Source organism: Streptomyces sp. NPDC003247 (assembly GCF_042888135.1).
Classification (GTDB): domain Bacteria; phylum Actinomycetota; class Actinomycetes; order Streptomycetales; family Streptomycetaceae; genus Streptomyces.
Map to the genome: position 1 here is coordinate 14,639 of NZ_JBIAPF010000009.1, position 26,755 is coordinate 41,393.

The 26,755-nt window shown below is 73.1% G+C and carries 20 protein-coding genes and 1 pseudogene; 5 read left to right on the forward strand and 16 right to left on the reverse strand.

Translation table 11 applies throughout. From position 1 onward, the window contains the following. Positions 1 to 52: 52 nt before the first annotated feature. The 6 genes from ACFYWQ_RS28320 to eccB all read right to left on the reverse strand — a co-directional run bounded on the left by ACFYWQ_RS28320 (position 53) and on the right by eccB (position 6,867). Positions 53 to 391 carry a WXG100 family type VII secretion target gene (locus tag ACFYWQ_RS28320; RefSeq protein ID WP_389520116.1) on the reverse strand — a complete coding sequence of 113 codons (339 nt, stop codon included), beginning with the start codon at positions 389 to 391 and terminating at the stop codon, positions 53 to 55. A gap of 64 nt (positions 392 to 455) precedes the next feature. Next, on the reverse strand, positions 456 to 1,550 hold the full coding sequence (locus tag ACFYWQ_RS28325) for a S8 family serine peptidase (RefSeq protein ID WP_389520117.1): 1,095 nt from the start codon (positions 1,548 to 1,550) through the stop codon (positions 456 to 458). A gap of 202 nt (positions 1,551 to 1,752) precedes the next feature. Continuing rightward, positions 1,753 to 3,360, reverse strand: a complete 1,608-nt coding sequence (locus ACFYWQ_RS28330; RefSeq protein ID WP_389520119.1) for a WXG100 family type VII secretion target — start codon at positions 3,358 to 3,360, stop codon at positions 1,753 to 1,755. 89 nt (positions 3,361 to 3,449) lie between these two features. Beyond that, a complete protein-coding gene (locus ACFYWQ_RS28335; RefSeq protein ID WP_389520120.1) occupies positions 3,450 to 3,878 on the reverse strand; it encodes a hypothetical protein in 429 nt (142 codons plus the stop codon). A 206-nt stretch (positions 3,879 to 4,084) separates the two neighbouring features. Beyond that, positions 4,085 to 5,326: a type VII secretion-associated serine protease mycosin gene (gene mycP, locus ACFYWQ_RS28340; protein ID WP_389520122.1), complete on the reverse strand. Its 1,242-nt coding sequence runs from the start codon at positions 5,324 to 5,326 to the stop codon at positions 4,085 to 4,087. Between the two features lie 14 nt (positions 5,327 to 5,340). Continuing rightward, entirely contained in the window at positions 5,341 to 6,867 is a 1,527-nt protein-coding gene (gene eccB / locus ACFYWQ_RS28345) for a type VII secretion protein EccB (RefSeq protein WP_389520124.1), read from the reverse strand. Positions 6,868 to 7,062: 195 nt separating this feature from the next. On the opposite strand from eccB, the gene eccE reads away from it, so the two are divergent. The 3 genes from eccE to ACFYWQ_RS28360 all read left to right on the forward strand — a co-directional run bounded on the left by eccE (position 7,063) and on the right by ACFYWQ_RS28360 (position 13,032). Next, positions 7,063 to 8,376, forward strand: a complete 1,314-nt coding sequence (gene eccE, locus ACFYWQ_RS28350) for a type VII secretion protein EccE (RefSeq protein ID WP_389520125.1) — start codon at positions 7,063 to 7,065, stop codon at positions 8,374 to 8,376. Positions 8,377 to 8,381: 5 nt separating this feature from the next. Continuing rightward, positions 8,382 to 9,149, forward strand: a complete 768-nt coding sequence (locus tag ACFYWQ_RS28355; RefSeq protein ID WP_389520127.1) for a hypothetical protein — start codon at positions 8,382 to 8,384, stop codon at positions 9,147 to 9,149. Between the two features lie 469 nt (positions 9,150 to 9,618). Continuing rightward, on the forward strand, positions 9,619 to 13,032 hold the full coding sequence (locus ACFYWQ_RS28360; protein ID WP_389520128.1) for an SCO5717 family growth-regulating ATPase: 3,414 nt from the start codon (positions 9,619 to 9,621) through the stop codon (positions 13,030 to 13,032). A gap of 87 nt (positions 13,033 to 13,119) precedes the next feature. On the opposite strand, the gene ACFYWQ_RS28365 is transcribed toward ACFYWQ_RS28360, so the two are convergent. The 10 genes and pseudogenes from ACFYWQ_RS28365 to rimP all read right to left on the reverse strand — a co-directional run bounded on the left by ACFYWQ_RS28365 (position 13,120) and on the right by rimP (position 25,351). After that, a complete protein-coding gene (locus ACFYWQ_RS28365; RefSeq protein WP_389520130.1) occupies positions 13,120 to 14,067 on the reverse strand; it encodes a bifunctional riboflavin kinase/FAD synthetase in 948 nt (315 codons plus the stop codon). A gap of 203 nt (positions 14,068 to 14,270) precedes the next feature. Further along, the gene (locus tag ACFYWQ_RS28370; protein ID WP_389520565.1) at positions 14,271 to 17,615 is read right to left on the reverse strand and encodes a serine protease; all 3,345 of its coding nucleotides are present in this window, start codon (positions 17,613 to 17,615) and stop codon (positions 14,271 to 14,273) included. Positions 17,616 to 17,795: 180 nt separating this feature from the next. Further along, positions 17,796 to 18,092, reverse strand: a pseudogene (locus ACFYWQ_RS28375) (hypothetical protein); the annotation flags it as partial. A 258-nt stretch (positions 18,093 to 18,350) separates the two neighbouring features. Beyond that, positions 18,351 to 19,256 (reverse strand): tRNA pseudouridine(55) synthase TruB, encoded by a 906-nt coding sequence (truB, locus tag ACFYWQ_RS28380; RefSeq protein WP_389520131.1) that lies wholly within the window; start codon positions 19,254 to 19,256, stop codon positions 18,351 to 18,353. Beyond that, the gene (gene rbfA, locus ACFYWQ_RS28385) at positions 19,253 to 19,702 is read right to left on the reverse strand and encodes a 30S ribosome-binding factor RbfA (protein ID WP_389520133.1); all 450 of its coding nucleotides are present in this window, start codon (positions 19,700 to 19,702) and stop codon (positions 19,253 to 19,255) included. The genes truB and rbfA overlap by 4 nt, the downstream gene beginning before the upstream one ends. A 49-nt stretch (positions 19,703 to 19,751) precedes the next feature. Continuing rightward, a complete protein-coding gene (locus tag ACFYWQ_RS28390; RefSeq protein ID WP_385075136.1) occupies positions 19,752 to 20,045 on the reverse strand; it encodes a DUF503 domain-containing protein in 294 nt (97 codons plus the stop codon). Positions 20,046 to 20,226: 181 nt separating this feature from the next. Beyond that, positions 20,227 to 23,307, reverse strand: coding sequence for a translation initiation factor IF-2 (gene infB, locus ACFYWQ_RS28395; protein WP_389520135.1), 3,081 nt, complete (start codon positions 23,305 to 23,307; stop codon positions 20,227 to 20,229). A gap of 147 nt (positions 23,308 to 23,454) precedes the next feature. Then, entirely contained in the window at positions 23,455 to 23,751 is a 297-nt protein-coding gene (locus ACFYWQ_RS28400) for a YlxR family protein (RefSeq protein ID WP_389520136.1), read from the reverse strand. 101 nt (positions 23,752 to 23,852) lie between these two features. Further along, positions 23,853 to 24,839 carry a transcription termination factor NusA gene (nusA, locus tag ACFYWQ_RS28405; RefSeq protein ID WP_389520138.1) on the reverse strand — a complete coding sequence of 329 codons (987 nt, stop codon included), beginning with the start codon at positions 24,837 to 24,839 and terminating at the stop codon, positions 23,853 to 23,855. Positions 24,840 to 24,841: 2 nt separating this feature from the next. Next, the gene (rimP, locus tag ACFYWQ_RS28410) at positions 24,842 to 25,351 is read right to left on the reverse strand and encodes a ribosome maturation factor RimP (protein ID WP_389520140.1); all 510 of its coding nucleotides are present in this window, start codon (positions 25,349 to 25,351) and stop codon (positions 24,842 to 24,844) included. A 248-nt stretch (positions 25,352 to 25,599) separates the two neighbouring features. On the opposite strand from rimP, the gene ACFYWQ_RS28415 reads away from it, so the two are divergent. Continuing rightward, a complete protein-coding gene (locus ACFYWQ_RS28415; RefSeq protein WP_389520142.1) occupies positions 25,600 to 26,160 on the forward strand; it encodes a hypothetical protein in 561 nt (186 codons plus the stop codon). Then, positions 26,157 to 26,675 carry a ferritin-like domain-containing protein gene (locus ACFYWQ_RS28420; RefSeq protein WP_389520143.1) on the forward strand — a complete coding sequence of 173 codons (519 nt, stop codon included), beginning with the start codon at positions 26,157 to 26,159 and terminating at the stop codon, positions 26,673 to 26,675. The genes ACFYWQ_RS28415 and ACFYWQ_RS28420 overlap by 4 nt, the downstream gene beginning before the upstream one ends. Positions 26,676 to 26,755 lie beyond the last annotated feature (80 nt).

Below are 26,755 nucleotides of genomic sequence, written 5' to 3' on the forward strand. Positions count from 1 at the left end.
CCTCGTTTCTCAGAAGATGGTGTGACGGCGGCTCGGTGCCGTCGACGGATCGTCAGTAGCTGTTGAGAGCCGAGGTCTTACCACCGAGGTCCTCGGTCGAGATCTTGTTCAGGTCGGCCTCGATCTGGTCCTCGAGGTTGCGCTTGTCGGTCGCGGTCATGTGGATGCCCTCGAGGAAGTCGTCGAGCATCTTGCCGATGGAGACCATCCGGCCGTTGATCTCCGTCTGCTTCGTGTTGAACGCGTTGGCGCCCTGGCCCGTCCAGGCCTTCTCGATCATGTCGATCGTGCCCTGCAGCTTCGCGAGCGACTGCCGGATGTTGTCGTAGCGATCGATGACTTCGGTCTGAAGTTGCTTTACGTCGCTGTCATTGAGCTTGCGGTCGACCATGTCGGCACTCCCTTTCGTAAGAGCTGTGGTGCGTTGGAACGGTTGTGGCTGTCGGCGTGAGCGGTCATGCTCCTCGACGTGAGCGGATCACCGCGAAGGCACCGAGACCGATCACCAGGACGGCTCCCGCGGCGCCGAGAGCCACCCACAGGGTGGTGTTGTCGGACGGTTCCGTGCTCGATCCCGCAGCCGTAGCCTGGCCGCCGGAAGCGCCGTTGGACGCTTGTGACGAGGTGGAGGAGGAAGGAGCGGGCGAGTCGTCACCCGTGACGCCCGTCACGTTCTCCTTCGCGAGCGGGTCGGTACCGGCCGCGCCGGGGTCGTAGTCGCTGTCCTCCAGCACCTTGCGGGGCCGGATGAGCCCGTACCCGAGGTACGTGCTCGGGTCGTCCTTCGCCCAGTCACGTCCGGCGGTGTCGATCAGGCTGGCGAGGACCTGGTTGGCCGTCCAGTCGGGGTGGGCGGACCAGATGAGGGCGGCGGAGGCGGAGGCTATGGCGGTGGCTTGGCTGGTGCCCTGGCTCGGGCAGTACGACTGGAAGGTGTTGTCGCACCACGTGGGGACGTCCAGGCCGGGCGAGGCCAGGTCGACGTAGTTGCCGTACTCGGAGAACTTTCCGACGGTGCCGGACTCGTCCGAGGCGGCGATGCCGACTACGTAGGGGTAGGCGGCTGGGTATCCGATGAAGTTCTTTTCCTGGGCGTCGTTGCCTGTGGCGGCAATCATCAATTTGCCCTTGGACTGCGCGTACTTGATAGCCGCCAAGTCCTCGGGTCTGTCGATGTCCTCACCGAAAGACATGCTGATGATCTGCACGTCACTATCAGCGATCGCCCTGATCACGTCCGGCAGTGCGGGAGCTTTCTTTTTCTCGCTGTCGTTCTTCAGTTGGCTCGTCGCGATCCGGTAGGGAACGATCTTCGCCCCCGGCGCCAACCCCTTCAGGCCCCCATCGGCACCGGTCCCGGCGATCAGTTCCGCCATGCTCGTGCCGTGGCCGTCGTAGTCCTCAGTCGCCTTGTAGGCGACGGCCCCGGGTACCTCGCCAGCGAGTACCTGGCCGTTCAGAGAGGCAGTGTCGGGGTTGACTCCGGAATCGACAACGGCCACCTTGACGCCCTTGCCGGTACTCACCTTCCACATCTCGTCTGCCTTCATCGCCGACAAGTACCACTGCTGGGACTGGACGTCCGCGGCTGACGCACTTGGAGCCAGGCCTGCCGAGAGGACGGCAAAGGCGCCAAGCGCTGAAAAAACGGCGGAAACCCGTCTCCCGTTCCGTCCCGCGATAGGCGCGCTCCACCTGTCGCGTCGGCTGCTCCCTGCCACCATGCCTCTGTTCGCCCTCGCTCTTGTCCGGTCAGTCGGTCGACGACGCCCCGTCGCGCCGCTCGTCACGGCGCGCACGCGTCTTGCCGGGACCCTTATCGCTCACGGACCCCCGCGTCACGCCGATGCCGCCAGGGGTGTGCCCGCCGTTCCTGGGGCCGGAAGCGCGTTCCTTCGGCGCTCCGACCACGCCGCCAGGACTACCGACAGGACGGCGAGGTGTCTGTTCCGAGGCTGCCGTCGAACCCGGTGCCTTGATCACCCCACGCTGGCCCGGCCTTTCACCCGTGGCGCGCGAGGCGGGTGCGTTCTGACCTCCGATGACGGTACCCCGCGGCACCCTGGAGCCGTTGGCGCCAGGGGTAGCTCCCTTGACGGGCTTCCCGCCGACGACGCCATCGGTGGTGCGCCCGATGCCCCCGCGGCCGGCGCCCGTACGCCCCGGGCTCGTGGCACCGTTCCCGGTGACAGGACCGCGTGGGACGCCACCGGCCTTGCCTGCCGCCGTTCCGGCAGCCCTCGGCACCCCGCCGACCACGCCTCGACCTGCGGCGCCCGGCGCACGGCCACCTGCCTGTCCTGACGCGGCAGCACGTCCGAGCGGTCCGGTGCCACCGGTTCCTGTACGTCCCGCCGACGTACCACCGGCTCGCCCCTGCGCCGAAGTGGGCGTCCTGGTCGCGGACACTCCGCCGAAGCCCGAGGTGCGCCCGATCTGACCGCGCGCTGCAGGGGGTGCCGCAACGGGGACGAAAGGCGGAGCCGTTCCTACGGGGGTGACGTTGGGGGTCGTCGACGGCGATGTGACGGGCGTCGGCTTCATGGTCTCCTGCGGCGGCAACGTGCCGACGCTGTCGATCTCTGTTCCGACGTGCCGCTCCGGAGATGCAACAGCCTCGTACGCGGGCTTGTTGGACGACGGCAACTCCCCCGCGCTCGCACGCACCACCGCCGGGTCCGAGCCAGCAGAGCGATGCCCGGTGCTTTCCGAGTCGCTCACGCTGGCAAGGGACCCTTGAATCGGTGCTCCGATATCCAAGCCGCGGTCCGGCGCCGGCGCAGGCACCCCCACACTCGGCATCTTCGGAAACACCGGCTCCTCGGCCGACTGCATCGTCCCGCTCGACACCGTGTAGAACGACGCCAGGCGGTACATCTGGTTGATGGCTTCCTGCCGGTGGCTCTCCGCCTTCACCGCCGCCGTGTACTCGTCGTTGGTGTCGACCTGCTTGACCACCGGGATGTCGTCGACCGTCTTGGGGTCGGTGCGGTTGTCGCGCGGGGGCATGGACTTGCGTACGGAGGCGAGGCCGGAGCTCGCGGCCATGACCTGGGTGCCGACCACGTCGGTGTAGGAGGCGAGGGAGAGAGCGGTGGTGACCAGGTCGGTACCCCAGTTGTAGAAGGCGGTGTGGGCCTCGCCCTCCCAGTCGACGTCGCCCAGGTTGCGGCTCAGCTCGTTGGCGGCGTCGTTGATGGCGTCACGGGCCGCGACCAGGGCCGTGCCCGCGCTCTCCAGCAGCTCCGGGCTCGCGGACTCGACGATGTCGATCATCTGGTTGAGCTCGTGGTTCTCGAAGCTGGTCTTGCCGAAGTGGATGCCCCTGGCGGACCCGAAGGGGCTGACGATCCGGGTCATGTCCGTGACCGCGTCAAGGGTGTCGTTCTGCCGGGCGGCCTCCTGGTGCTCCGCCTGGTAGAGGTCCGGCTGCTTCCTGTCGCCGCTCATCAGTACCCCGCGTCGGTGTGGTCGGCGTCGTTGTCACGCTTGATCTGCTCGTGCAGCATCTCGTCACGTTCCTGGTTGACCTCGGCGCGGATCTCGTGGAACCGGTACCGCAGGTCCTCTTCGAGGTTGTCGAAGGTGACGTCCACGCCGTGGACGGCGATGTACATCGCCTCCAGTTGCAGCCCGAGCGACTTGGACAGCGACGTGATGCGTTCGTGAACGCGCTCGTACTCCAGGTGGAGAGTCTTCGCCTCCGGGAAGTTGCCCGTGCCGAACGCACTCTGCGACAGGCTGTGCGTCGCGACCTTCGACGACCCTCCAGCCGAATCCTCGAAGGCCTTCAGCAGGTCGTCCACCCGCTTCTTGAACTTCGAGAGCGCCATCAGCCCACGCCGTACGTCGGCGGAGCCCCCCATGTCCGCAAGCACGAAGCTTTCCCTCCCCGTTGTCCGCTGCTGTCCTGAGCAGCTCACGCTCCTCAAGTGTTCATGACTGCAACACGACCACTCTAATGACTAGGTACGACAGTCCCAACTTCCTTATGCGACAGGTGTGCTATAGCCGCTCGAAGCTTCACCGGTCCTTCACGTCCGGCGGCCTGCGGTCCGGGGCCGCGCTCGGCCCGTGGCCGCTTCTACTCCGCCCCCGCGACCCTCCGCGCCCGCCGCCGCGCGTCCCGGATCGCGACCGCCGTGCCACCGAGTCCCGCAACGAGCACCGCCGCCGCCACGGCCACGTACATGGCGAGGCGGGCGTTGCGTTCGTCGGCGGTCTCGCCCACCTGGAGCTTCGCGGCGGTGGGGGCCTGGGCTCGGGTGAGACCCTCCTGGGGATCGGGGGACTCCAGGGGGTGGTCGTCCTCGGTGAGGGCGCGGACGGGGTCGACCACGCCCCAGCCGACCAGACGGTCGTGGCCGGCGATCGTGCGCTCCGCGGTCTGTTCGATCTGGGCCACGACCTGGCGGGCGGTCCAGTCCGGGTGCTTCGCCTTGATCAGCGCCGCGACGCCCGCGACGTACGGCGCGGAGAAGCTCGTACCGTTGTCGGAGCAGTGGCCGCCCTGGGGGACCGTCGAGATCATGTCGACGCCGGGGGCCGCCACGCCGACGAAGTCGCCGGACTGGGAGAAGGAGGCGCGTTCGTTGTTGCGGTCGGAGGCGGCGACCGCCAGGACGCCCTCGTAGGAGGCGGGGTACGTCTCCTTGACGTTGCCGCCGACACCGTCGTTGCCGGCCGACGCCACCACGACGATCTTCTGGGCGAGGGCCTCGTCGATCGCCTTCTCCAGGTCGGAGGAGGGCTTCAGCGCGTTCGAGGTGTCCTGGGAGATGTTGATGACCGCGGCTTTGGCCTGGATCGCGTAACGGATCGCGGTGGCCAGGGTCTCGGTGGTGCCGTGGCCCTCCGCGTCGTTCTGCTGGATCGGGATGATCGTCGCCTCGGGGGCCAGTCCCACGAAGCCGGTTCCGTCGGCGGGGCGGGCGGCGATGATGCCGGCCACCTTGGTGCCGTGGCCGACGGTGTCCGTCGTGCCGTTCTCCTTGCCGCGCTCGATCGGCTCGCCGTCCTCGTCCTTGAGGTTCTTCGGCAGGAGGTTGCGGCCGCTCGCGGCATCGACCGCATCGGTGAGCTGCGGGTTCTGCACGTCCACGCCCGTGTCGATGACGGCCACCCGCACCCCCTTGCCCTTGGACTGGCTCCACAGCTCCTCCAGGAGGACGCGCTGGAGGGACCAGGGGCGGCCGGAGTACAGGCCGTTGGGGAACTGGCACTGGTCCGAGTAGGGCAACGTGTCCGCGGCGGCCGCGGGGGGTGCCAGGACCGTGGCCGTGGTCAGCAGGCTCGCGGCCGCCGCGAGCGCCGTGCGCAGCACCATCGTCGGTGTCCTCCTCACGAGCCCTGCGGCTGGCGTGCCGCGGCCGTCGACAGACGCGGGCCCGTGGGCAGGAACTCCGACCACGCGGTGGGGATCGGCGCGGCGTCCACGCCCTTGTAGCCGAGGCGCGTCTGGGCCTGCTGGGCCTCCTGCTGGAGTTGCTCGCGCTCCTTGGCCGTCGTGCCGATGCCCGCGTCGTCCGTGGCGCTGTCGGCGTTGGACTGGAGGACGTAGCGCAGGCCGGTGTCGGTGACGAGGAAGACGGGGCCGTCCTTGGTCGCCTTCCCCTGGAACTGGCGGTAGAGCTGGCCGGAGCCCGGTGTGACGTAGGCGCTGGAGGAACCGGCCGGCAGTTTCTCCGGGAAGTCCGTGCCCACCCAGGTGCTCAGGGTGGTGGCGCCGGTGTCGGCGTTCACCCCGCGCAGGACGTTGCAGACCGTGCTGCGGCTGCCGGAGGCCGTCGACGCGTCGTTGACGGGCGTGGGGTCCCCGGTCGGCCAGCGGTGCTCGGTGCCGAACTCCTTGCCCGGAACGATCGCGCCGGGGCTGACCTCACGGGCCTGCCCGGCCTGGTCGAGCTCGGCGAGCTCCTCACTGAACAGCAGCAGCTGGGCGACGAAGGCGGACACGGGGGCGACCCGGCCGGGCAGGACGACGTAGTACTGCTCCGCGTTGTTGTCGAACGCCTTGAGGACCATGCCGACCCTGTTGGCCGAGTCGTCCAGCTGGCCCGGCGCGCCGGCCGCGGCGCCCGGCTGCCCGTCGATCGCGGGGAAGGTGATGGCGTCGCCCTGGTGCAGGGTCGCCAGCCACTCCGCGGACACCCGCTGCGGCTGCCGGTTGGAGCCGACCAGGGCGCGCAGCAGCAGTTCGTCGCTCGCGTCGACGGCGTACGCCCTGCCGTCCGCGTCGACGACGTAGCGCTTGCCGTCGGGGTCCGCCACGTAGAGCAGCTGGCCGCCGGTGAGGCGGCCCTTGCCGTCGGTGACCTTCATGTCGCGGGTGGAGAGCACCAGCGCGGCCTTCTGGACGGAGTCGCCGCCGCCCGCGCCCGGGCGTTCGCAGACCACCCAGCGTTTCGCGGTGCTCGCCTCGGACGCCGAGGGCAGCCGGTCGGGGGCGTACGGGATGCCGATGGTGACTCCGTGCGGGATGTCGCCGTTGTCGAGGACGGACTCGGCGACGGTGACGACGTCGCCCTCCCCCGCGTCGAGGAGCAGCTTGGCGGAGGCCATGTTGAGGACCGGGTGCAGCTGGACCTGGCCGTCGGTCTTGAGCACGACGTAGCGCGTGGTCGAATCGCTGGCCACGATCACCTTGGCGTTGGGGGTGTCCCAGCCCGTCGGCGCGGTCGGCTTGAGCATGCCCCACGCCCCGAAGACGGCCATCACGATCACCCCCACGATGACGCTGGGCAGAACCGCGCGCAGCGGTCTCGGCGCCCCCTCCTCCGAACCGTCGGTCGACGACTGGAGGAAGGCCGCGAGTGTACGGCGCTTCGCGAAGGTGTAGGCATTGAGCTGATCGCGCCGGGATGCCATCTGTCTGTGTCTCTCCCCGTTTCCCGTCCTGGCCGCACTCGCGGGGCCAGTTCCCCGCCCCCGATGTCAGAGCGGCCCCCTACTATGCCTGGTGTCCGCGGGGATTTGGGGAGCGGGTAGGGTTCCCGGGCCGTCAAGTGCCCGGTGCGGTGCGGAAACACGGACGAGTCGTGAGCGAAACGGGGGGATCGGGTGATGGCTTCGGGAACGCGTGAGCGCTCCGGCCGGTCACGGGGGCGGGGCTCTTCGGCGCCCCGGCCGCACACACCTCAGCGGGCGTCGGCGGCGGGCGTGCCCCAGCTCAGGGCGCGTTCGGGGCAGGCCGGGGCATTCCGCCTGCAACGGCTGGTCCTGTGGGAGATCGCGGCCGCCGTGCTGCTCGTCGGCTGGGCGGTCGGCCCGGTCGGTCTCGCGGTGGCGGGAGCCGTCGCCGTCGTGCTGGTGGTGCTCTCCGTCGCCCGCCGGCGCGGCCGCTCCCTGCCGGAATGGCTGGCCACGGCACGGTCGTTGAAGGCCCGGCAGCGCGTGGCCGCGGCCCTGGAGATACCGCCCGGGACCGAACCGGGCTTCGCACCGGCCCTGGAGTGCGACCCCAGTCTGCGGACGTACACCTACGGCGGCCGTGACCGGCGGCCCGTCGGGATCGTCGGGGACGGCTCGTTCGTCACCGCCGTGCTCCTGGTGGAGGCGGACGCGACCGCCCTGCGGGCCGAGCGCAACCGGCAGCCGCTGCCGCTCGCCCTGGTGCACGACGCGCTGGACGTGGACGGGATCCGCCTGGAGTCCGCACAGATCGTGCTGCACACCCAGCCCGCGCCCGCGCTGCACCTGCCCCCGCAGTCCGTGGCCGTGGCCAACTACGCGCCCCTTCAGGAGCAGACCGGCGCTCCGGCCGTACGCATCACGTGGATCGCGTTGAAGCTGGACCCGGAGCTGTGTCCGGAGGCGGTGGCCGCGCGCGGGGGCGGTCTCGTCGGCGCCCAGAAGTGCGTGGTGCGGGCCGCCGACCACCTCGCGAGCCGGCTCACCGGGGCCGGGTTCCGCGCGTCCCTCCTCGACGAGGAGCAGCTGACGGCCGCCATCGCCACGTCGGCCTGTGCCAACCCGCTGATCACGGCGGAGGCCGGTCGGACCGGAGCGGTGGAGCGGCGGACGGAGGAATCCGGCCGGAGCTGGCGCTGCGACAACCGCCGGCACACGACGTACTGGCTACGGCGATGGCCCTCGCTGGGCGGCGGCAACGCGCCGTCCCTGCCGCAGTTCGTCGCCCTGGTCACGTCGGTTCCCGCGCTCGCCACGACGTTCAGCGTCGCCCTCGCGCGCGGTGACCGGCAGGAGGTGTCCCTGAGCGGCCACATCCGGGTGACGGGCCGCAGTGACGACGAACTCGTGGCGGCCCGGCGCGCGGTGCAGGGCGCGGCCCGGCACACCGGCGCGGGCCTGGTCCGCCTCGACCGGGAACAGGTGCCCGGGATCCTGGCCACTCTGCCCCTCGGAGGTGTTCGGTGACGGCGATGACGACCGGGGCGGCCACCACCGCCGGCCGGCCGGAACCCTCCGCGGGCCGGCGGGCGGTAGGGGCGCTGCGCAGCGGCTTCGGCCTCATCGGCCCGCGGCACGGCCGCCACTCGTCGACCGTGGAGCAACTGGCCTCGCTCGCGCTGCCCATAGGCGACGACGGGGTCGTCATCGGTGTCGACGCCGAGGGACGGCCCGCCGTGCTGGGGCTCAACCGGCCCACGCCGTACGACGTCGTCCTCATCGGGGGTCTGTGGACCGCGCAGGTCCTCGCGCTGAGGGCGGCGGCGACCGGGGCCCGGGTCGCCGTGGAGACGGGGCGGCCGCAGGCCTGGGCGCAGATGGTGCACGCCATGGGCGGCGGACAGAACGGCCTCGCGGTGTACGAGGTCGGCCGGGTGCCTCCGCAGGGCGCCTCCGCGGGGACGCCCGTACTGGTGGTGCGGGACTGCGGTATGCGTCCGCCGCGCGGACGGGTGGCGTCCGGGCCCTGGCAGGCCGTGCTGACGCTGCTGCCGTACCTCAGCCCGGTGGCGCCGCGCCTCATCCGGCAGGCCCGGCTCGTCGGTGTGCAGCGGATCTCGCCGGACGAAGCCGCCGAACTGGGCCGCGCCCTGACGCTGCCCCGGGAGAACGTGGAGGCGCTGCCCACCCTCGTCGACGGCTTCACCCTGTGGTGCACCGACCGCGACCGGCAGTACGTGATGACGCAGCCGACGGACGCGGAGATCGGGCTGCTGGGCAGGCCCCGGCGGATGGACTGAGGCGGGCGGGGCGCTGGTGGCGGGGCGGGGGCGTCCGCGCGCCAGGTGGTGGTGGGCGGGTGAGGGGCGACGGGCGGCGGTTCGTCGCTCGGGAGGGCGGCTTCCCTTCGGGTGGGCGGCTTCCGCTCGGGTGGGTGGCTTCCGCTCGGGGGAAGCGGTTTGCCGCTCTGCGGGCGGCGGTTCTCCGCTCGGCCCGTGGTCCTGGGCAGGTGGCTTGCGTCGGGCCGTGGTGGACGTGATGGACTGGTACTGAGGGACGGGCGGGCCTGCCGAGACGGGGCACCTGATGATTAGGCTGGTGCGGGGCGCGGCACCGGAAGCCGTGGGGCGGGTGTCGGCGACCCGGGGAGGGCCTGTGCGTCGGACGACCTGCCTCGGACAACTCGGCCGGCCTCGAACCACTTCGGACGACAAGCAACTCGGTCGCCCCGGCACGGCATGAGGGTGCTCGACCACACCAGGAGGAATTGTGAGCAGCGATCGGGACGGGATGCGCGGGGGCTGGGCCACACCCGGCGATGACCAGCCCGACGCGGATTCCTCCATCGAGATGACGGGCGAGTTCACCATCGACTACGCGCCGCCGGCTTGGTACACGCAGAACGCCGGAGGGTCGGGATCGGGTTCCGACACCGGGTCGGGGTCCGACACCGATGCGGGGCCCGCCACCGGTGCGGGGGACGGATCGGGAGACTCTTCGGGAGGCGGATCGGAAGCGGGTCCCGGTTGGGGTACGGCTCCGGGTCCGGGGGCCGGTCCGGCGGCGGGCCCGGGTGCTCCGGGTGCTCCGGGTGCTCCGGGTGCTCCGGGTGCTCCGGGTGCTCCGGGTGCTCCGGGTGCTCCGGGGGGTGATTTCCTGGTCGGGGGTCCGGTTCCGGGGGCGGGTTCGCCTGTCCAGGCGAACATGACGCCTGGTGGGCCGTTCGCGCCGCCTCCTCCGGCTGTACCGGGGGCGCCGTTCCCGCCGCCCCCGGCACCTGTTGCGGGGGCGCCTTTCACTCCGCCCGCGCCCCCTGCGCCTCCCGTGCACCCCGCGCCTCCCGCAGGGCACGGCGCCGTGCCGAGGCTGCCGGAGGGCAGCGGATTCGAACCGCAGCCGCAGGCGCCGGTGCAGCCGGTGCCGAGCGCGGGCTTCCCCCGTCAGGGCGACGCCACGGGTGCGTCGGCCGCCGAGGAGGACGACACCTCCACCGGGGATCTCGAGAGCGGTGCCACCATGCGCTTCTCGCCGGTCGCGCTCAGGCATCAGATCGCGGAGCGGGCGGCGGCCCAATCGGCGCCGGACACGGCGGACGGCGATGCCGCCTCCGAAGCCGCCCAGAACTCCGAAGCCGCCCACAGCTCCGGGCCCTCGGCGGAGGCTGCCGGGGCATCCGAAGACGGTGCGGCCGACCACGCCTTCGCGGATGGCGCGGAGCCCTCGGACGCGGAAGCGGAGGTCTCCGTCTCCGCCGACGAGCCCGACGCGTCGAATGAGACCTCGGTGGCCGCGGAGACTGAGAGCGAGGCCGGAGACGCCGACGGCTCGGACGCCGCGGTGTCCGCCGCCGGGCCGCAGGAGCCGCAGGAGCCCGCTGTGGCAGAGCCGGGCTCCGAGGACGAGTTGCCGTCCGAGGAGGCGGAGGAAGCCGAGGCGACGGAGGAGGCGCAGGCTCAGGCCGCCGTACCGCCGGCACCGCCCGCCTGGACCGTTCCGCAGGCCCCGCAGAGCGAGGTGCCGCCGCTGCCGCCGTCGTACCAGCCGGCCGCGCCCGCCCCTGCGGCCCAGTGGCCGGCCCAGCCGGACCCGCAGGCCCAGCCGGACCCGCAGGCACAGCCCCAGCCCCAGCAGACGGACCCGTCCGCGCCCGCGGCGGCCCAGCAGCCGCCCGCGCCGCCCGCCTGGGGCCCGGCCGCGCCCGCGCCCGCCCCACAGCCCGGATACGGCTTCCCCCAGCCTCCGGCCCCGGCACCTACCGCTCAGCAGCAACCGCAGGTCCCGAACCCGGCACCTGCCCCCGACGCCCAGCCGGGCTACGGCTTCCCGCAGCCCCCTGCTCCCAACGCCCAGCCCGGGTACGGCTTCCCGCAGCCCCCCGCCCCCAACACTCAGCCCGGCTACGGCTTCCCCCTACCCCCCACCCCCAACGCCCAGCCCGGCTACGGCTTCCCCCAGCCCTCCGCCGGTCCCGCGCCCACGCCCCCGGCCGCGCCCGGTAGTTACGGCTTCCCGCAGCCCCCGGCCGCCCAGGTGCCCCCGGGACCCCAGCCGCACGCCGGGATCCCGCAGCAGGCCGACGGGCGGACCACCCCCACCGGCGCTCCCCACGGAACGCCTCCAGGAGCACCCCAGGGCTTCGCCGGTCAGCCCCCGCAGGGACCTGGGGCACCTCATGTCCCCCAGCCACCACAGGCCTCCCCGCAACCGCAGGCACAGCCGCAGGCACAGGCACAGGCGCCCCAGGACCCCCACGTCCCGCAGCCCCCGATGGACCCCCGTACCGGAGCCGCCTGGCCGCAGCCGATCCAGCACGACCAGCGGCAGCCGGTCAACCCGGGTGCCGCCCCGCTGGGTTACACGGCGGCCGTGGAGCTGTCCTCCGACCGGCTGCTCAACAACAAGAGGCAGAAGGCGAAGAGCAGTCGCCCGGCGGCCGGCGGCGGCCGGTTCAAGCTCGGTGGCAAGAAGGAAGAGGCCGAGCGGCAGCGGAAGCTGGAGCTCATCCGCACGCCCGTGCTGTCGTGCTACCGCATCGCCGTCATCAGCCTCAAGGGCGGCGTCGGCAAGACGACCACGACCACCGCGCTCGGCTCCACGCTGGCCACCGAGCGGCAGGACAAGATCCTCGCGATCGACGCCAACCCGGACGCGGGCACCCTCGGCCGCCGTGTGCGGCGGGAGACCGGGGCCACCATCCGTGACCTGGTCCAGGCGATCCCTTACCTCAACTCGTACATGGACATCCGGCGGTTCACCTCCCAGGCCCCCTCCGGGCTGGAGATCATCGCCAACGACGTGGACCCGGCCGTCTCGACGACGTTCAACGACGAGGACTACCGGCGCGCGATCGACGTGCTCGGCAAGCAGTACCCGGTCATCCTGACCGACTCGGGCACGGGTCTGCTCTACAGCGCGATGCGCGGGGTGCTCGACCTCGCCGACCAGCTCATCATCATCTCGACCCCTTCCGTCGACGGCGCGAGCAGCGCCAGCACCACGCTGGACTGGCTGTCCGCGCACGGGTACGCCGAGCTCGTCTCGCGGTCCATCACGGTCATCTCGGGTGTCCGCGAGACCGGCAAGATGATCAAGGTGGAGGACATCGTCAGCCACTTCGAGACGCGGTGCCGGGGCGTCGTCGTCGTTCCGTTCGACGAGCATCTCGCGGCCGGTGCCGAGGTCGACCTCGACATGATGCGGCCCAAGGTGCGGGAGGCGTACTTCAACCTCGCGGCGATGGTGGCGGAGGACTTCGTCCGGCACCAGCAGATGCACGGTCTGTGGACCAGCGACGGCAACCCGCCGCCGGTCGCCGCCCCGCCGATGCCCGGCCAGCCCATGCCGGGCCAGCCCTACCCGCCCCAGGCCGAGCAGCCGTACCCGCCCCAGGCGGAGCAGCCCTACCCGCAACAGCCCGGCCAGCCGTACCCGCAGCAGCCCGGCCAGCCGTACCCACCGCAGCCGCACCCGCAGGGCCAGCCCTATCCGCAGGGCCAGCCGTACCCGCAGGTGCCGCAGCAGGGCGGGCCCTACCCGCCGCAGCCCGGCCAGCCGTACGCGCAGCCCGGCCAGCCGTACCCGCAGTACGGTCAACCGCCCGCCGGATACCCGCAGCAGCCACCGCAGCCACAGCACCCGCAGGGCGCCGAGGGGCAGGCCCCTCCCCCGCCCCCGCAGCAGTAGCGGGAGCAGGAGAAGTAGCCGCGAGCGAAAGGGGCGGCCGGTGTCCCAGGACACCGGCCGCCCCTTCGTGATGGTGGGCCGCGGGGGTTACTCCGCCGCCGCGATCAGCTCCCGGCAGCGTTTGACGTCCTGCGCCATCTGGTCCAGCAGCGCCTCGAGCGTGTCGAACCTGGCCTGACCGCGGACGAAGGCGAGGAAGTCGACGGCGACATGGAGGCCGTAGAGGTCGAGGCCGACGCGGTCGATGGCGTACGCCTCCACCGTGCGCTCGGTGCCGTCGAACTGCGGGTTGGTGCCGACGGAGATGGCGGCCGGCATCGCCTCGCCGTCCGCGTGCAGCCAGCCGGCGTAGACGCCGTCGGCGGGGATAGCGGTGTGCGGGAGCGTCTCCACGTTGGCGGTGGGGAAGCCGAGTTCCCGGCCGCGCTGGGCACCGCGTACGACCACGCCCTCGACGCGGTGCGGGCGGCCCAGGATCTCGGTGGCGCCCTCGACGTCGCCCTCGGCGACCAGGCGCCGGGTCAGGGTCGAGGAGAACGGCTCGCCGCCACCCGCCTCGCCGGTCAGGCGCAGCTCGACGACCTCGATCTCGAAGTCGTAGATCTCGCCCTGTTCGGCCAGGAAGTCCACGTTGCCGGCGGCCTTGTGGCCGAAGCGGAAGTTGGGGCCCTCGACGACCGTCCTGGCGTGCAGCTTGTCGACCAGGACCTTGACGACGAACTCGGCCGGGGACAGCTTCGAGAACTCGGTCGTGAACGGCAGGATCAGGACCGCGTCCACGCCCAGCTCGGCCATCAGCTCGGCGCGGCGGTGGTGCGGGGCGAGCAGCGGCGGGTGGCTGCCGGGGCGGACCACCTCGCTGGGGTGCGGGTCGAAGGTGACGACGACGGTGGGCACGCCCAGCTCACGGGCGCGGTCCACGGCGTGCTGGATGATCAGCTGGTGGCCGCGGTGCACCCCGTCGTAGGAACCGATGGTGACGACGCTGCGCCCCCAGTCCTGGGGGATGTCCTCCAAGCCACGCCAGCGCTGCACTGTGACCGCTCCTCGAACCCGTGTCCGTGTTTACCGTTGACCGCGTTTTCCGTTGACCGCTTACGCAGCTCTAAGGGTGCCATGCCGGGTCTTGTCGGCCCGCATCGGCATGGGGCCTGTGATCCGGCCCACGTCCCGCCCCGGCGTCTGCTCCACCTGTGGCCGCCCCCAGCCGTGCCGCCGCGGCGGTCACGCCGGGAGGCTCAGGCCAGGACCCCGGCGGTACCCGCCAGGTCATCGATCGTGCGGCGGGCGCCCGGGCCGATCAGCGGCGCCCACTCCGCGGGGGCCTCGGCGAGCCAGCCCGCCACCTGCGCGGCGAAGCCGGGGACGTGGCGGCCCAGCTCGACCAGGCCGCGGTCGAAGCGGGTCGCGCCGTCCGGGGTGCGGACGAGGAGGAGGCCGGTGCGGTGGACGAGGGCGCGCAGGGCGTCGCCGCGCCGGGCGGCGGCCGCGTGCAGGACGGCGTCCAGGACGGCGGGGTCGTGCTCGTGCGCGAGGAGGTGCTCCAGCAGCTCACGGCGGAGGGAGCCGGACTCCGGGGCCCCGCCGGGAGCGGCCAGGACGGTGGCCAGGGCGGCCCGCATCGGTTCGGGGCCGCTCTCCAGCAGCCCCGTGACCAGGGGGAGCAGGACGGCGCGGGCGGCCGGCCCCCGGTCGAGGCGCCGGTCGACGGACGCGGCCACCTCGCCCGCGGTCTCCGGCCGGTGCTCCACGGTCTCCCGGACGAGGGCCACGATCCGGCCGGCCAGGTCGGGCGTGGCCGTGTCGACGAGCGCGCCCAGCAGGCGGCCCGGTTCCGGGTGCGGGCCGCGCAGACGGGCGCGGACGGCGTCCAGGACCGGCTCGGGGTGGGTGGTCAGGGCGGTGAGCAGGGCGCTCGGCGGCAGCCACGGGTCGCCCGACGCGAACCGTTCCAGCGCCGGCGGCAGGTGCCGGGCCCGGGTCTGCGGGTCCCGTACGAGGAGGGCGACCGCGCCGCCGTGCAGGGTGCGGTCGGCGGGGCGGGCCAGCAGGGCGAGGGCCGCGTACCGTAGCAGCGCCCGGTCGGCCGCGGTGCGGACGTGGGGCGCGGCGCGCAGGGCGCAGGCCACCGCCGCGGCCCGCCGGGCCGGTCGCTCGTCGTGGGCCCAGCGGTCCACGGCCCGGCACAGCGCGGACGGTTCCTCCTCCGCGAGCACCGCGAGCAGTTCGTCGGCACGCGGGTGCGCGGAGTCCACCAGGGCGTCCGTGAGGTCGTCCGGGGCCCGGTGCCGGTGCGTGTGCAGCAGTGCCTGCGCGGCCGTCGCGACGGTGGCGTGCGGTGTCGCGGGCAGCGGCCGCTCGTCGTCGAACCAGCGGGTGAGCAACGGCTGTACGGCGGCGGGGTCGGCGGTGAGCAGGCCGGCGACGGCATCGAGGTAACGGGGCCGGTCCGCGGCGTGCGGGGCGGCGTCGGCGAGGACCAGGCGGCGCAGCAGGTCCAGCCGGGTCCGGTCCGGCAGGGGCAGGGCGGTCCAGAAGTCGGGGCCGAACCCGGCGGGGCCGCCGGGCCGGCCGCGCCGGGCCGCGAGCCGGTCGGCCAGCAGCCGCAGGACGTCGGCGTACGGTGTGGCGTCCGGGACGCGCAGCAGGGTCTCGCCGAGCAGCCGGGCGGCCCACCACTCGTCCGGGTCGGCTTCGAGGGCGTCCGCCACCTCGCGGAGGTGGTGGGAGAGTCGCGGTGTGCCGTGCTGGCGGGCGACGAGCAGCAGTGCCTGGACGACGGGGCCGATGCGGTGGTGCGGGACGGGCCAGGCGCGGATGCCGTCCGGATGGCCATGGCGCGGAACAGGCAGCACGGGGACGCCGTCCAGATGGCCATGCCGCGGGACGGGCGACGCGCGGGTGCCGTCCGGTTCGCTGTGACGTGGGACGGGCAGCGCGGGGACGCCGTCCGGGGTGCGGTGGCGGTGGACCAGGGCGCGCAGGGCCCCGTCGAGGTCGAGGTGGACGCCCTGGATCCAGTCGGCGAGCTCCTCGTGGGCGAAGCGGTAGCCGCTGCCCGCCGGTACCAGGAGGCCCTCGGCGAGGACCGCCGACGCCCAGCCGGTGCCGCCGCCGAGCCGGGCCGGGGCGGGCCCCCACGGGAACACCGCCTCGAAGGAGGCCCGGTCCAGTTGCCCCTCTCCCGGGCCGAGACAGCGCCGGGCGGCCTCGTGGACCTGACCGGACACCTTCGCCGCGAGCCGGCGTACGGCGGTGCCGCGCAGGCCGTTCTCCGCGGCCAGCCGGACCGCGACGCGCAGGCACATCAGGTCGAGGTGGGCGGCGAGGACGTCGTCGCGGCCGAGGGGGGTGCCGGGGGCGTCGGCGTCGGGCAGGGCGGCGCGGAGTTCCGCGCAGAGGCGGAGGGTGAGGGGGTGCCGGGCCTCCGCGGGGTGGAGCGCGGTGTCGGGGACGCCGTACCGGGCGCGGGCCTCGCGGGCCTCCTCCGGGGTGAGGTCGCCGAGCGGGACACGGGGCGGGAACGCCCGGTTCGTACGGCCGTACAGCGTCTCGGGCGGGAAGTACGCGCCGGCCTGTTCCCAGTGCTCGGCCCGGCAGGCCACCACGAGCCGTGTCCCCGTCTCCCGCAGCCACGCCACCGTCCCGGCGGTCCACTCGCCCAGCCGGTGGGCCAGGAGCGGAGGCATCTCCTCGGGGCCGTCGAGCAGGAGCAGCAGGGGGCGTCCGGCCGCGTCGGCGAGATGGGCGACCCGCTCCGGTGTGAGGTCGCCGGGGTCCAGGCCGGGGCGGGACGCGGCCACGATCCGGGCCGCGCGGTGCAGTGCCCGGCGGGCCGCGTCGGCGACCGAGCCGTCGTCGTCCCGGAGGTCCGCGCCGCGCAGCCACAGGGTGGGCGCCGGTTCCGTGCCCCGGCCGCGGCGTGCGGCGAGCGCGGCGAGTTCGGTCGTACGGCCGCTGCCCGGGGCGCCGACGAGGCCGAGGACGGCCGCCGGGCTCGTGGTGAACGCGGCGAACTCCCGGGCCGGCAGCGCGCGTTCGACCGGCGGTCCGGCGGGGTCGGCGGGCGGGCCGTCCGAGCCGACCGAGGTGGCGGTGAGTTCCAGGACGCCGGCCAGGTTGAGGTCGGCGCCGTAGGCGGGGACCGTCGCCGCGTTGCGGGCGAGGAGCGCGGCGAGCGGGCCGTCGGGCGGGGCCGGGCGCAGCGGCACGGCGAAGGCCGCGCCGTGCCCGTCGGAGCGCAGGGCGGTGCCCAGGACGGCGACGACGGCCCCGGTCGCGGCGTCGAGCACCGGTCCGCCGGTGGCTCCCCCGCCGGGCCGCAGCGCGTCCCGGCCCGCCGTGCCGATCGCGAGGTCCAGGGCGGTGTCGAGGGAGTGGCACCGGTTCGTGGCCGTGTACGTCACGGGCGTCGCGGCGAGCACCCGCGCCTCGCGCCAGCAGCCGGCGGCCAGCCGGACGTGGGCGCCCGTCGCGACGCCGTCCCGCACGGTGACCGGCAGGGGGTCGGCCACGAGGCCCTCGGTGCGGACGAGGGCCAGACCGAGCTCCGGCAGCGGGGTGACGGCGTCGGCGGTGACCACACGACCACGGCCACAACCACAGCGACCGCCACCCCCACAACCATCGCCACCACCATCGCCACCGCCACCGCCACAACCACAGCCGCTCAAGTCACCGCGGTCACTCACGTCCCCTTGCAGATCCCCTTGGCCTCCCCGATCCACCGGGCCCCCCGGGCTCCCTGGGCTCCCCGGATCCCCTCGGTCACCGACGACGTGCAGGACGAGACGGTGGAGACCGTCGACGGCCTCATGGCTGGTGACGACCGTGCCGTGGTGGTCGGCGACGAAGCCGGAACCGCGCGGCCGGCCGGCCGGGTCGTGGAGGGTGACGAGGGAGGCGTCGAGGACCTGCGCGGCGGGGTGCGCGGGACCGGCCGGATACCCCGGATGCGGGGCAAGACCGGGAAAACCGGCGGAACCGGCGGAACCGGGGGAACCGGGGGAACCGGGGGAAAGATGACGGCCGTCGTCGGTTCGCGGGTCCCTTTCCGCCATCGTCGTACCTCCCACCGCACGTGCGTGTCCGTTCGACGGTAGGCACGGGGTGATCGCCCGGGCGGACGGCGGAACGAACGCGCCCCCTGACACCCCCCGGGTTCACTCCGAGCGCCTGCCCGGACGGGTGAATGAACGAGGGCCGTCGGACACACCCTAGGGGTGGGGGAACCGAGGGGGGACCGTGGAGCGGCGGCGGAGGCAGGACCCCGTGCCCGCCGCTCCACGGGCGGAACCGGCGGTGACTCAGGCGGTGACTCAGCCGAGGACGGCGAGGCTCTTCGCCTTGCCCTTCTGCTCCTCGACCAGTGCCAGGAACCGTCCCTCGGGGTCGAAGACGGCCACCGGGCCGGAGCCGGCGTACTCGTCGGGCATCTCCAGCCGCACGCCGTTGGTGAGCAGCCGGGCACGCCGTGCGTCCACGTCCCAGCGGGGGAACGCAGCCGCGGCGGCCTCCGCGATCGGCATCACCGTCAGCTCCTCCTGGAGCTGGTCCAGGGTGCGGGCCGCGTCCAGCTTGTACGGGCCGACGCGGGTGCGGCGCAGGGCGGTGAGGTGGCCGCCGACGCCGAGGTCGGCGCCCAGGTCGCGGGCGAGGGCCCGGATGTAGGTGCCGGACGAGCAGACCACCGAGACGATCAGGTCCAGCACCGGGGTGCCGTCCTCGGCGACGGCGTCGCGGACGTCGTACACCGTGAAGGAGGAGATGGTGACCGGCCGGGCGGGGATCTCGAACTCCTCGCCGTCGCGGGCCCGCTTGTAGGAGCGCACCCCGTCGATCTTGATGGCGCTGACCTTGGACGGCACCTGCATGATGTCGCCGGTCAGCTTGGCGATGCCGGCGTCGACGGCGTCCCGGGTGATCGCGGAGGCGTCGGTGGAGGAGGTGATCTCCCCCTCGGCGTCGTCCGTCACGGTGTTCTGGCCGAGCCGGACGGTCCCCAGGTACTCCTTCTCGGTGAGGGCGAGGTGCCCGAGGAGCTTGGTCGCCTTCTCCATGCCGAGGACGAGGACGCCCGTCGCCATCGGGTCGAGGGTGCCGGCGTGCCCGACGCGGCGGGTCCTGGCGATGCCCCGCATCTTGGCCACGACGTCGTGCGAGGTGAAGCCCGACGGCTTGTCGACGATGACGAGGCCGTCGGGCGCGGTGTGCTTCCGGTTCATTCGGCGGTGTCGTCCGTCTCGTCGTCACCGGGCTTGCGGTACGGGTCGGCGCCGGCGGCGTACGCGGCACCCGCGGACGCCTCGCGCACCTTCTCGTCGGCGGCGCGCGCCTTGTCGAGGAGGTCGTCGATGGTGCGGGCGTTGTCCGGCAGGGCGTCGGCGACGAAGGACAGCGTCGGCGTGAACTTCACCCCGGCCGCGCGGCCGACCTCCGAGCGCAGGATGCCCTTGGCGCTCTCCAGGCCGGCGGCGGCGGCCTTCCGGTCCTCGTCGTCCCCGTACACGGTGTAGAAGACGGTCGCCTCCCTGAGGTCACCCGTGACCCGGGTGTCCGTGATGGTGACGTGGGAACCGAGCCGCGGGTCCTTGATCCCTCGCTGCAGCTTCTGGGCCACCACCTCTCGGATGAGGTCCGCCAGCCTCTTGGCGCGCGCGTTGTCGGCCACTGGTCCGTCTCCCGTTCTTTCTTCTGCTTGCGTTCTCTGGTCTGGTCGGTCAGTCGTCTTCGCCGTGGAAGCGGCGCCTGACCGACAGCAGCTCCACTTCGGGGCGGCCGGCGACCAGCCGTTCGCACCGGTCCAGTACGTCGGTCAGGTGCTCCGCGTCGCCGGACACCATGGCCAGGCCGATGACCGCCCGGCGGTGCAGGTCCTGGTGGTCCACCTCGGCCGCGCTCACCGCGTACTTGCGCTGGAGCTCGGCGACGATGGGGCGGACGACGGAGCGCTTCTCCTTCAGCGACCGGACGTCGCCGAGGAGCAGGTCGAAGGACAGAGTCCCCACGTACATGTGTGTAGCCGGTTCACCCGCCGGTACGGGATCGATGGCCCCGTCGGCCGTGTGGGACAGGGCATCACGAACGGTACAACGATACCCGCGGTGACTCGACGGGGTTTCCGGGTGCCCCCGGGAACGGCGGCGCGCCGGCCGGCAGGGACGGACCCTGCCGGCCGGCGCGCACCTCGGGTGGTCACACCCGCGGCTTCTCCCGCATCTCGTACGTCGCGATGACGTCGTCGATCTTGATGTCGTTGAAGTTGCCGAGGTTGATACCGCCCTCGAACCCTTCGCGGATCTCGGTGACGTCGTCCTTGAAGCGACGCAGGCCCTCGATGTTGAGGTTCTCCGCGATGACCTTGCCGTCGCGGATGAGGCGCGCCTTGGTGTTGCGCTTGACCTCGCCCGAGCGGATGAGGACACCGGCGATGTTGCCCAGCTTGGACGACTTGAAGATCTCGCGGATCTCCGCCGTGCCGAGCTCGACCTCCTCGTACTCCGGCTTCAGCATGCCCTTCAGGGCCGCCTCGATCTCCTCGATCGCCTGGTAGATGACCGAGTAGTAGCGGACGTCCACGCCCTCGCGCTCGGCCATCTGCTGCGCACGGCCGGCCGCGCGCACGTTGAAGCCGATCACGATGGCGTCCGAGCCCATCGCCAGGTCGATGTCGGACTCCGTGACCGCACCGACGCCGCGGTGCAGGACGCGGATGTCGACCTCTTCGCCGACGTCCAGCTGGAGCAGCGAGGACTCGAGTGCCTCGACGGAACCGGAAGCGTCACCCTTGATGATCAGGTTCAGCTGCTGGACCTCGCCGGCCTTCAGAGCCGCGTCCAGGTTCTCCAGGGAGAACCTGCGCGTGCGCTTGGCGAAGGCCGCGTTGCGCTCGCGGGCCGCACGCTTCTCGGCGATCTGGCGGGCCGTACGGTCCTCGTCGACGACGAGGAAGTTGTCGCCCGCGCCCGGGACGTTGGTCAGGCCCAGGACCTGGACCGGCGTCGACGGGCCGGCCTCGGCCACGTTGTTGCCGTTGTCGTCGAGCATGGCGCGCACGCGACCGTAGGCGTCGCCCACGACCATCGTGTCGCCGACCCGCAGCGTGCCTCGCTGGACGAGGACCGTCGCCACGGCACCGCGGCCGCGGTCGAGACGGGACTCGATCGAGATGCCCTGCGCGTCCTGGTTCGGGTTGGCCCGCAGGTCGAGCGAGGCGTCGGCCGTGAGGATCACGGCCTCCAGCAGCGAGTCGATGTGCAGACCCTGCTTGGCGGAGATGTCGACGAACATGGTGTCGCCGCCGTACTCCTCGGCCACCAGGCCGTACTCGGTCAGCTGACCGCGCACCTTGGTCGGGTCGGCGCCCTCGACGTCGATCTTGTTGACCGCGACGACGATCGGGACGTCGGCCGCCTTGGCGTGGTTGAGCGCCTCGACCGTCTGCGGCATGACGCCGTCGTTGGCCGCGACGACCAGGATCGCGATGTCGGTCGACTTCGCACCACGGGCACGCATGGCGGTGAACGCCTCGTGACCCGGGGTGTCGATGAAGGTGATCTTGCGCTCTTCGGCGTTGACCTCGGTCGCGACCTGGTAGGCACCGATGTGCTGGGTGATGCCACCGGCCTCGCCCGCGATGACGTTCGTCTTGCGGATGGCGTCGAGCAGGCGGGTCTTACCGTGGTCGACGTGACCCATGACGGTGACGACCGGCGGGCGGACCACCAGGTCCTCCTCGTCGCCCTCGTCCTCGCCGAACTCGATGTCGAAGGACTCGAGCAGCTCGCGGTCCTCCTCCTCCGGGCTGACGATCTGAACCGTGTAGTTCATCTCGCCGGCGAGGAGTTCCAGGGTCTCGTCGGAGACGGACTGGGTCGCGGTGACCATCTCGCCGAGGTTCATCATGACCGCGACGAGCGACGCCGGGTTGGCGTTGATCTTCTCCGCGAAGTCGGTGAGCGACGCACCGCGCGACAGGCGAATGGTCTCGCCGTTGCCGCGAGGCAGCATCACGCCGCCGACCGACGGGGCCTGCATGGCCTCGTACTCCTGGCGCCTCTGCCGCTTCGACTTGCGGCCACGGCGCGCGGGACCACCCGGACGGCCGAAGGCACCCTGCGTGCCACCGCGGCCACCGGGACCGCCGGGACGACCGCCGAAGCCGGGACGGCCACCGCCGCCACCGCCCGGACCACCGGGACGGCCGGCGAAGCCGCCGCCACCACCGGCACCCGGACCACCGGGACGACCGGCGAAACCGCCGCCACCGCCACCGGGACGACCGGCGAAGCCGCCGCCGCCCGGACGACCGCCGCCGCCACCGGGACGACCGCCGCCGCCGGGACCGCGACCGCCGGGGCCGCCGCCGGGACGGGGGCCGGCAGCCGGACGCTGCGGCATCATGCCGGGGTTCGGACGCGGGCCGCCGGGACGCGGACCGCCGGGACCGCCCTGCGGGCGGGGCATGCCGGCCGGCGACGGGCGCGGACCGCCCGGAGCCTGCGGACGCGGACCGCCGCCCTGGCCACCGGGGGCCTGGGGACGGGGACCGGCGCCCGGAGCGCCGCCGGGACGCGGACCGCCGGGGCCGCCCTGCGGACGGGGGGCCTGCGGACGGGCCATACCGGCGTTGCCGCCGGAGGTGAAGGGGTTGTTGCCCGGACGGGGACCGGCCGGACGGGCGCCCGGACGCGGGGCGCCGGCGCCACCGGGGCGCGGACCCTGCGCGGCGGCCGGACGGGGGGCCTGACCGCCCTGCTGACCCTGGCCGGGGCCGGGACGGCCACCGGGCCTGGGGGCGCCGGGGCGCGGACCCTGTCCGGCGGGCTTCGGCGCGGCCGGGGCCGACGGCGGAGCGGTGAACTCCGGGGCGGCGGGGGCCGGACGCGGCGCGGGTCGGGGACCCGGGCGCGGGCCGGGGGCCGACGGCGCGGGGGCCGACGGAGCCGACGATGCGGCCGGCGCGGCGGGGGCCGCGGGCTGCGGGGCCGCCGGAGGCTTGGGGGCGGCCGGCCGAGGCGCGGCCGGACCGGGACGAGCCGCCTGCGCCGGGGACGGCGCGGCGGGCTTGGGGGCCGCCTTGCGCGGGGCGCCGGGCTTGGCGGACCTGCCGCCACCGCCACCCTGGAAGGCGTCAGTCAGTTTGCGTACGACAGGCGCTTCGATCGTCGAAGACGCCGAACGGACGAATTCACCGAGTTCCTGGAGCTTGGCCATGACGACCTTGCTCTCCACACCGAACTCCTTGGCGAGTTCGTATACCCGGACCTTAGCCACTTCGCTCCTTTGAGGTCCGGGTTGCGTCCGGACCGTCGCTACTTCATGGGCGTACTCATCGCGTGCTCATCGAGTGCTCATCGCAATCTCGACCTACTTCCAACTCGCGGGGTACCAGAGCCGCACGGGGGTTCCGCGCGACACGTCTTACGGTGTTACCTGATCGGCAACTGTCGTCTGCTCGACGTACCGGCGCAACGCCTTTGTGTCGAGCGCTCCCGGGGCGCGCAAAGCCCTGGTGAACGCTCGGCGGCGTACCGCCTGGTCGAGACAGACCGGGGCGGGGTGCACGTACGCACCCCGGCCGGGCAGCGTACCGCGAGGATCGGGGACGCAGGCGTCCTCGACCGCCACGATGCGCAGCAGCTCCGTCTTGGCCGCCCGCTCCCGGCACCCCACGCAGGTGCGCTCAGGGCATGTTCGGGCGTGCGTCCGGCCAGACACAGTTAAGTCTACCTCCCCGTAGCGACCCCACCCCTTTGGGGCAGGAATCGCACAGTTACCGCGCAAGAACTGTCGTGATCTCAACGGCCACCGGCCGAGATCTATTCCCCGGACTGCTCCGTGTCCGGCCGGATGTCGATCCGCCAGCCGGTGAGGCGGGCGGCGAGCCGGGCGTTCTGCCCTTCCTTGCCGATCGCCAGGGACAGCTGGTAGTCCGGAACGGTGACGCGGGCGGAGCGGGCCGCCATGTCGACGACCTCCACCTTCGACACCCGGGCGGGTGACAGCGCGTTCGCCACCATCTCGGCCGGGTCGTCCGACCAGTCGACGATGTCGATCTTCTCGCCGTTCAGTTCGCCCATGACGTTGCGCACGCGTCCGCCCATGGGGCCGATGCAGGCGCCCTTGGCGTTCAGGCCCGAACGGGTGGAGCGGACCGCGATCTTCGTGCGGTGGCCGGCCTCGCGGGCGATGGCGGCGATCTCGACGGACCCGTCGGCGATCTCCGGCACCTCCAGGGCGAAGAGCTTCTTCACGAGGTTGGGGTGGGTGCGCGAGAGCGTCACGGACGGTCCGCGCACGCCCTTGGCCACGCGGACGACGTACGACCGCAGGCGCAGGCCGTGCTGGTAGGTCTCGCCGGGGACCTGCTCCTGCACCGGCAGGATGGCCTCCAGCTTGCCGATGTCGACGAGCACGTTCTTCGGGTCGCGGCCCTGCTGGACCACTCCGGTGACGATGTCGCCCTCACGGCCGGCGTACTCGCCGAGCGTCGCGTCGTCCTCGGCGTCGCGCAGGCGCTGGAGGATCACCTGCTTGGCCGTGGTGGCGGCGATGCGGCCGAACCCGGACGGGGTGTCGTCGAACTCGCGGGGCTGCTGCCCCTCCTCGAGGTCCTCGGGGTCCTCCTTCGCCCACACGGTCACGTGACCGGTCTCCCGGTTCAGCTCCACGCGCGCGTGGCGGCGGCTTCCCTCGGTGCGGTGGTAGGCGATGAGGAGGGCCGACTCGATCGCCTCGACCAGCAGGTCGAAGGAGATCTCCTTCTCCCGCACCAAGCCCCGCAGGGCGCTCATGTCGATGTCCACGGCTACGCCTCCTCCTCTTCCTTCATGTCCTTCTTGTCCTTGCGGCTGAACTCGACCTGGACGCGGGCCCGGTCGATGGCGTCGAAGGCGAGTCTGCGGGTGGTGGCCTTGCGGCCCTTCACTCCCGGTACCTCGACGTCGAGGCCGTCGTCGTCCACGGTGAGGATGCGGGCGACGAGTTCACCGTCCTCGTGGAGCTGGAACCGCACCAGGCGGTCGGTGGCCCGTACGTAGTGGCGGTGTTCGGTGAGGGCGCGCTCCGCGCCCGGGGTGCCGACCTCGAGGGTGTACTCGCCCTCGCCCATCGCGTCCGTCTCGTCGAGCTTCGCCGAGAGCGCGCGGCTCACATCGGCGATCTGGTCCAGGTCGGCACCGCTGTCGGAGTCGACGACGACGCGCAGCACACGCTTGCGTCCGACGGAGTCCACGGCGATTTCTTCGAGATCCAGACCCTGGGAGGTGACGAGCGGTTCCAGCAGTTCTCGCAGCCTCTCGCTCTGGGTGGTGCTCATCCGGGTGACTCCTCGGCCGCGTGTGCTGTTGTGGGATGGGTCGCGTGTCTGGTCAAAGGGTATCCGGTCGCGGGGGGTGTTGCCGTCCACCGCGGGCGGGCCCGCGCCGCCCCGCGCGCGCCGTGCGGCCACCGGGGTGGGGCCGGTGCCGATGAGTGGTGCCGGGCGGGTGCGCGGGTACGGTGATCACGGGCTTGCCCACCCGTGATCGGTGTTTCTGTCGTACGAGTTCCCCGAGGACGTCTGCCGTGTCGTTCCCCCCGCCGCCGCGCACCCTCTCGGGTCCGCGCAGAAGAACCCTGCTCGCCTCGGCCGTCGGGGCCGCCCTGCTGGCGAGCTGCTCCTCGGACGGCGACTCCGGCGGGGACGGCTCGGACGGCAGCCCGTCGGCCGCGGAGCGGGCACGCGCGCGTGCGGCGCGGGACAGCGCGGGGCTGGTGGCACGGTACGACGCCGTCCTCTCCGTCCATCCGACGCTGGTGGGGCAGCTGGCGCCGCTGCGGGCGGAGGTCGTGGAGCACCTGACGGCGTTCGGGGGCGCCGCCGGGCAGTCGGCCTCCCCCTCTCCCTCCCCTGCGGCCTCGTCCTCCGCGTCCCCTTCCGCGTCGGCCTCCGGGGCGTCCTCCCCGGCCGCCGTTCCCCCGGTCGAGGGCGACGCGCTCGCCGACCTGGCCGCCGCGGAGCGCACGCTGGCCGATCAGCGGCTCGCGGCCCTGGCGGCCGTGCCCGGCGAACTGGCCCGGTTGCTGGCCTCGGTGGCGGCGGCCGGTGCCGCGCACGCGTACCTGCTGACGGAGGGGGCCCGATGAGCGGGCGGAAGAACGACCGGGACAGCGCGGAGCTGGCGGCGCTCCAGGCGGCGCTGGCCGCCGAGCACGCGGCGGTGTACGGGTACGGCGTCGTCGGCGGCCGGGTCCGCGAGGGGCGGCGCACGGAGGCGCAGACGGCGTACGACGCGCACCGGGCCCGGCGGGACGCGCTGGCGCGCGAGGTGCGCGACCTGGGTGCGGAGCCGGTCGCGGCGAGCGCCGCGTACGCCCTGCCGTTCCCGGTGGAGGACGCGGTGGCGGCGGTGCGGCTCGCCGCCGAGCTGGAGGAACGGGTGGCCGGGGTCTACTCCGACCTGGTGCGGGCCTCCGCGGACGCACGGCGCCGGGAGGCGGCCGGGGCGCTGCGGGAGGCGGCGGTGCGGGCGGTGCGCTGGCGGGGCGGGAGCGTAGCCTTCCCTGGTCTCGCGGAGCGGTCCGCCACGGCCGGGGACCCGGCCGCCACCGGCGCCGGGCCGTCGGCCACGGAGGCGGGGCGGGCGGCACCGGCCTCTTGATCGCCGGGCGGAGCGGCGGACACGTCGGGAGACTTCAGGAAGACGTCAGGAGACACCAGAAGGCGCCGGCAGGCGCCGGC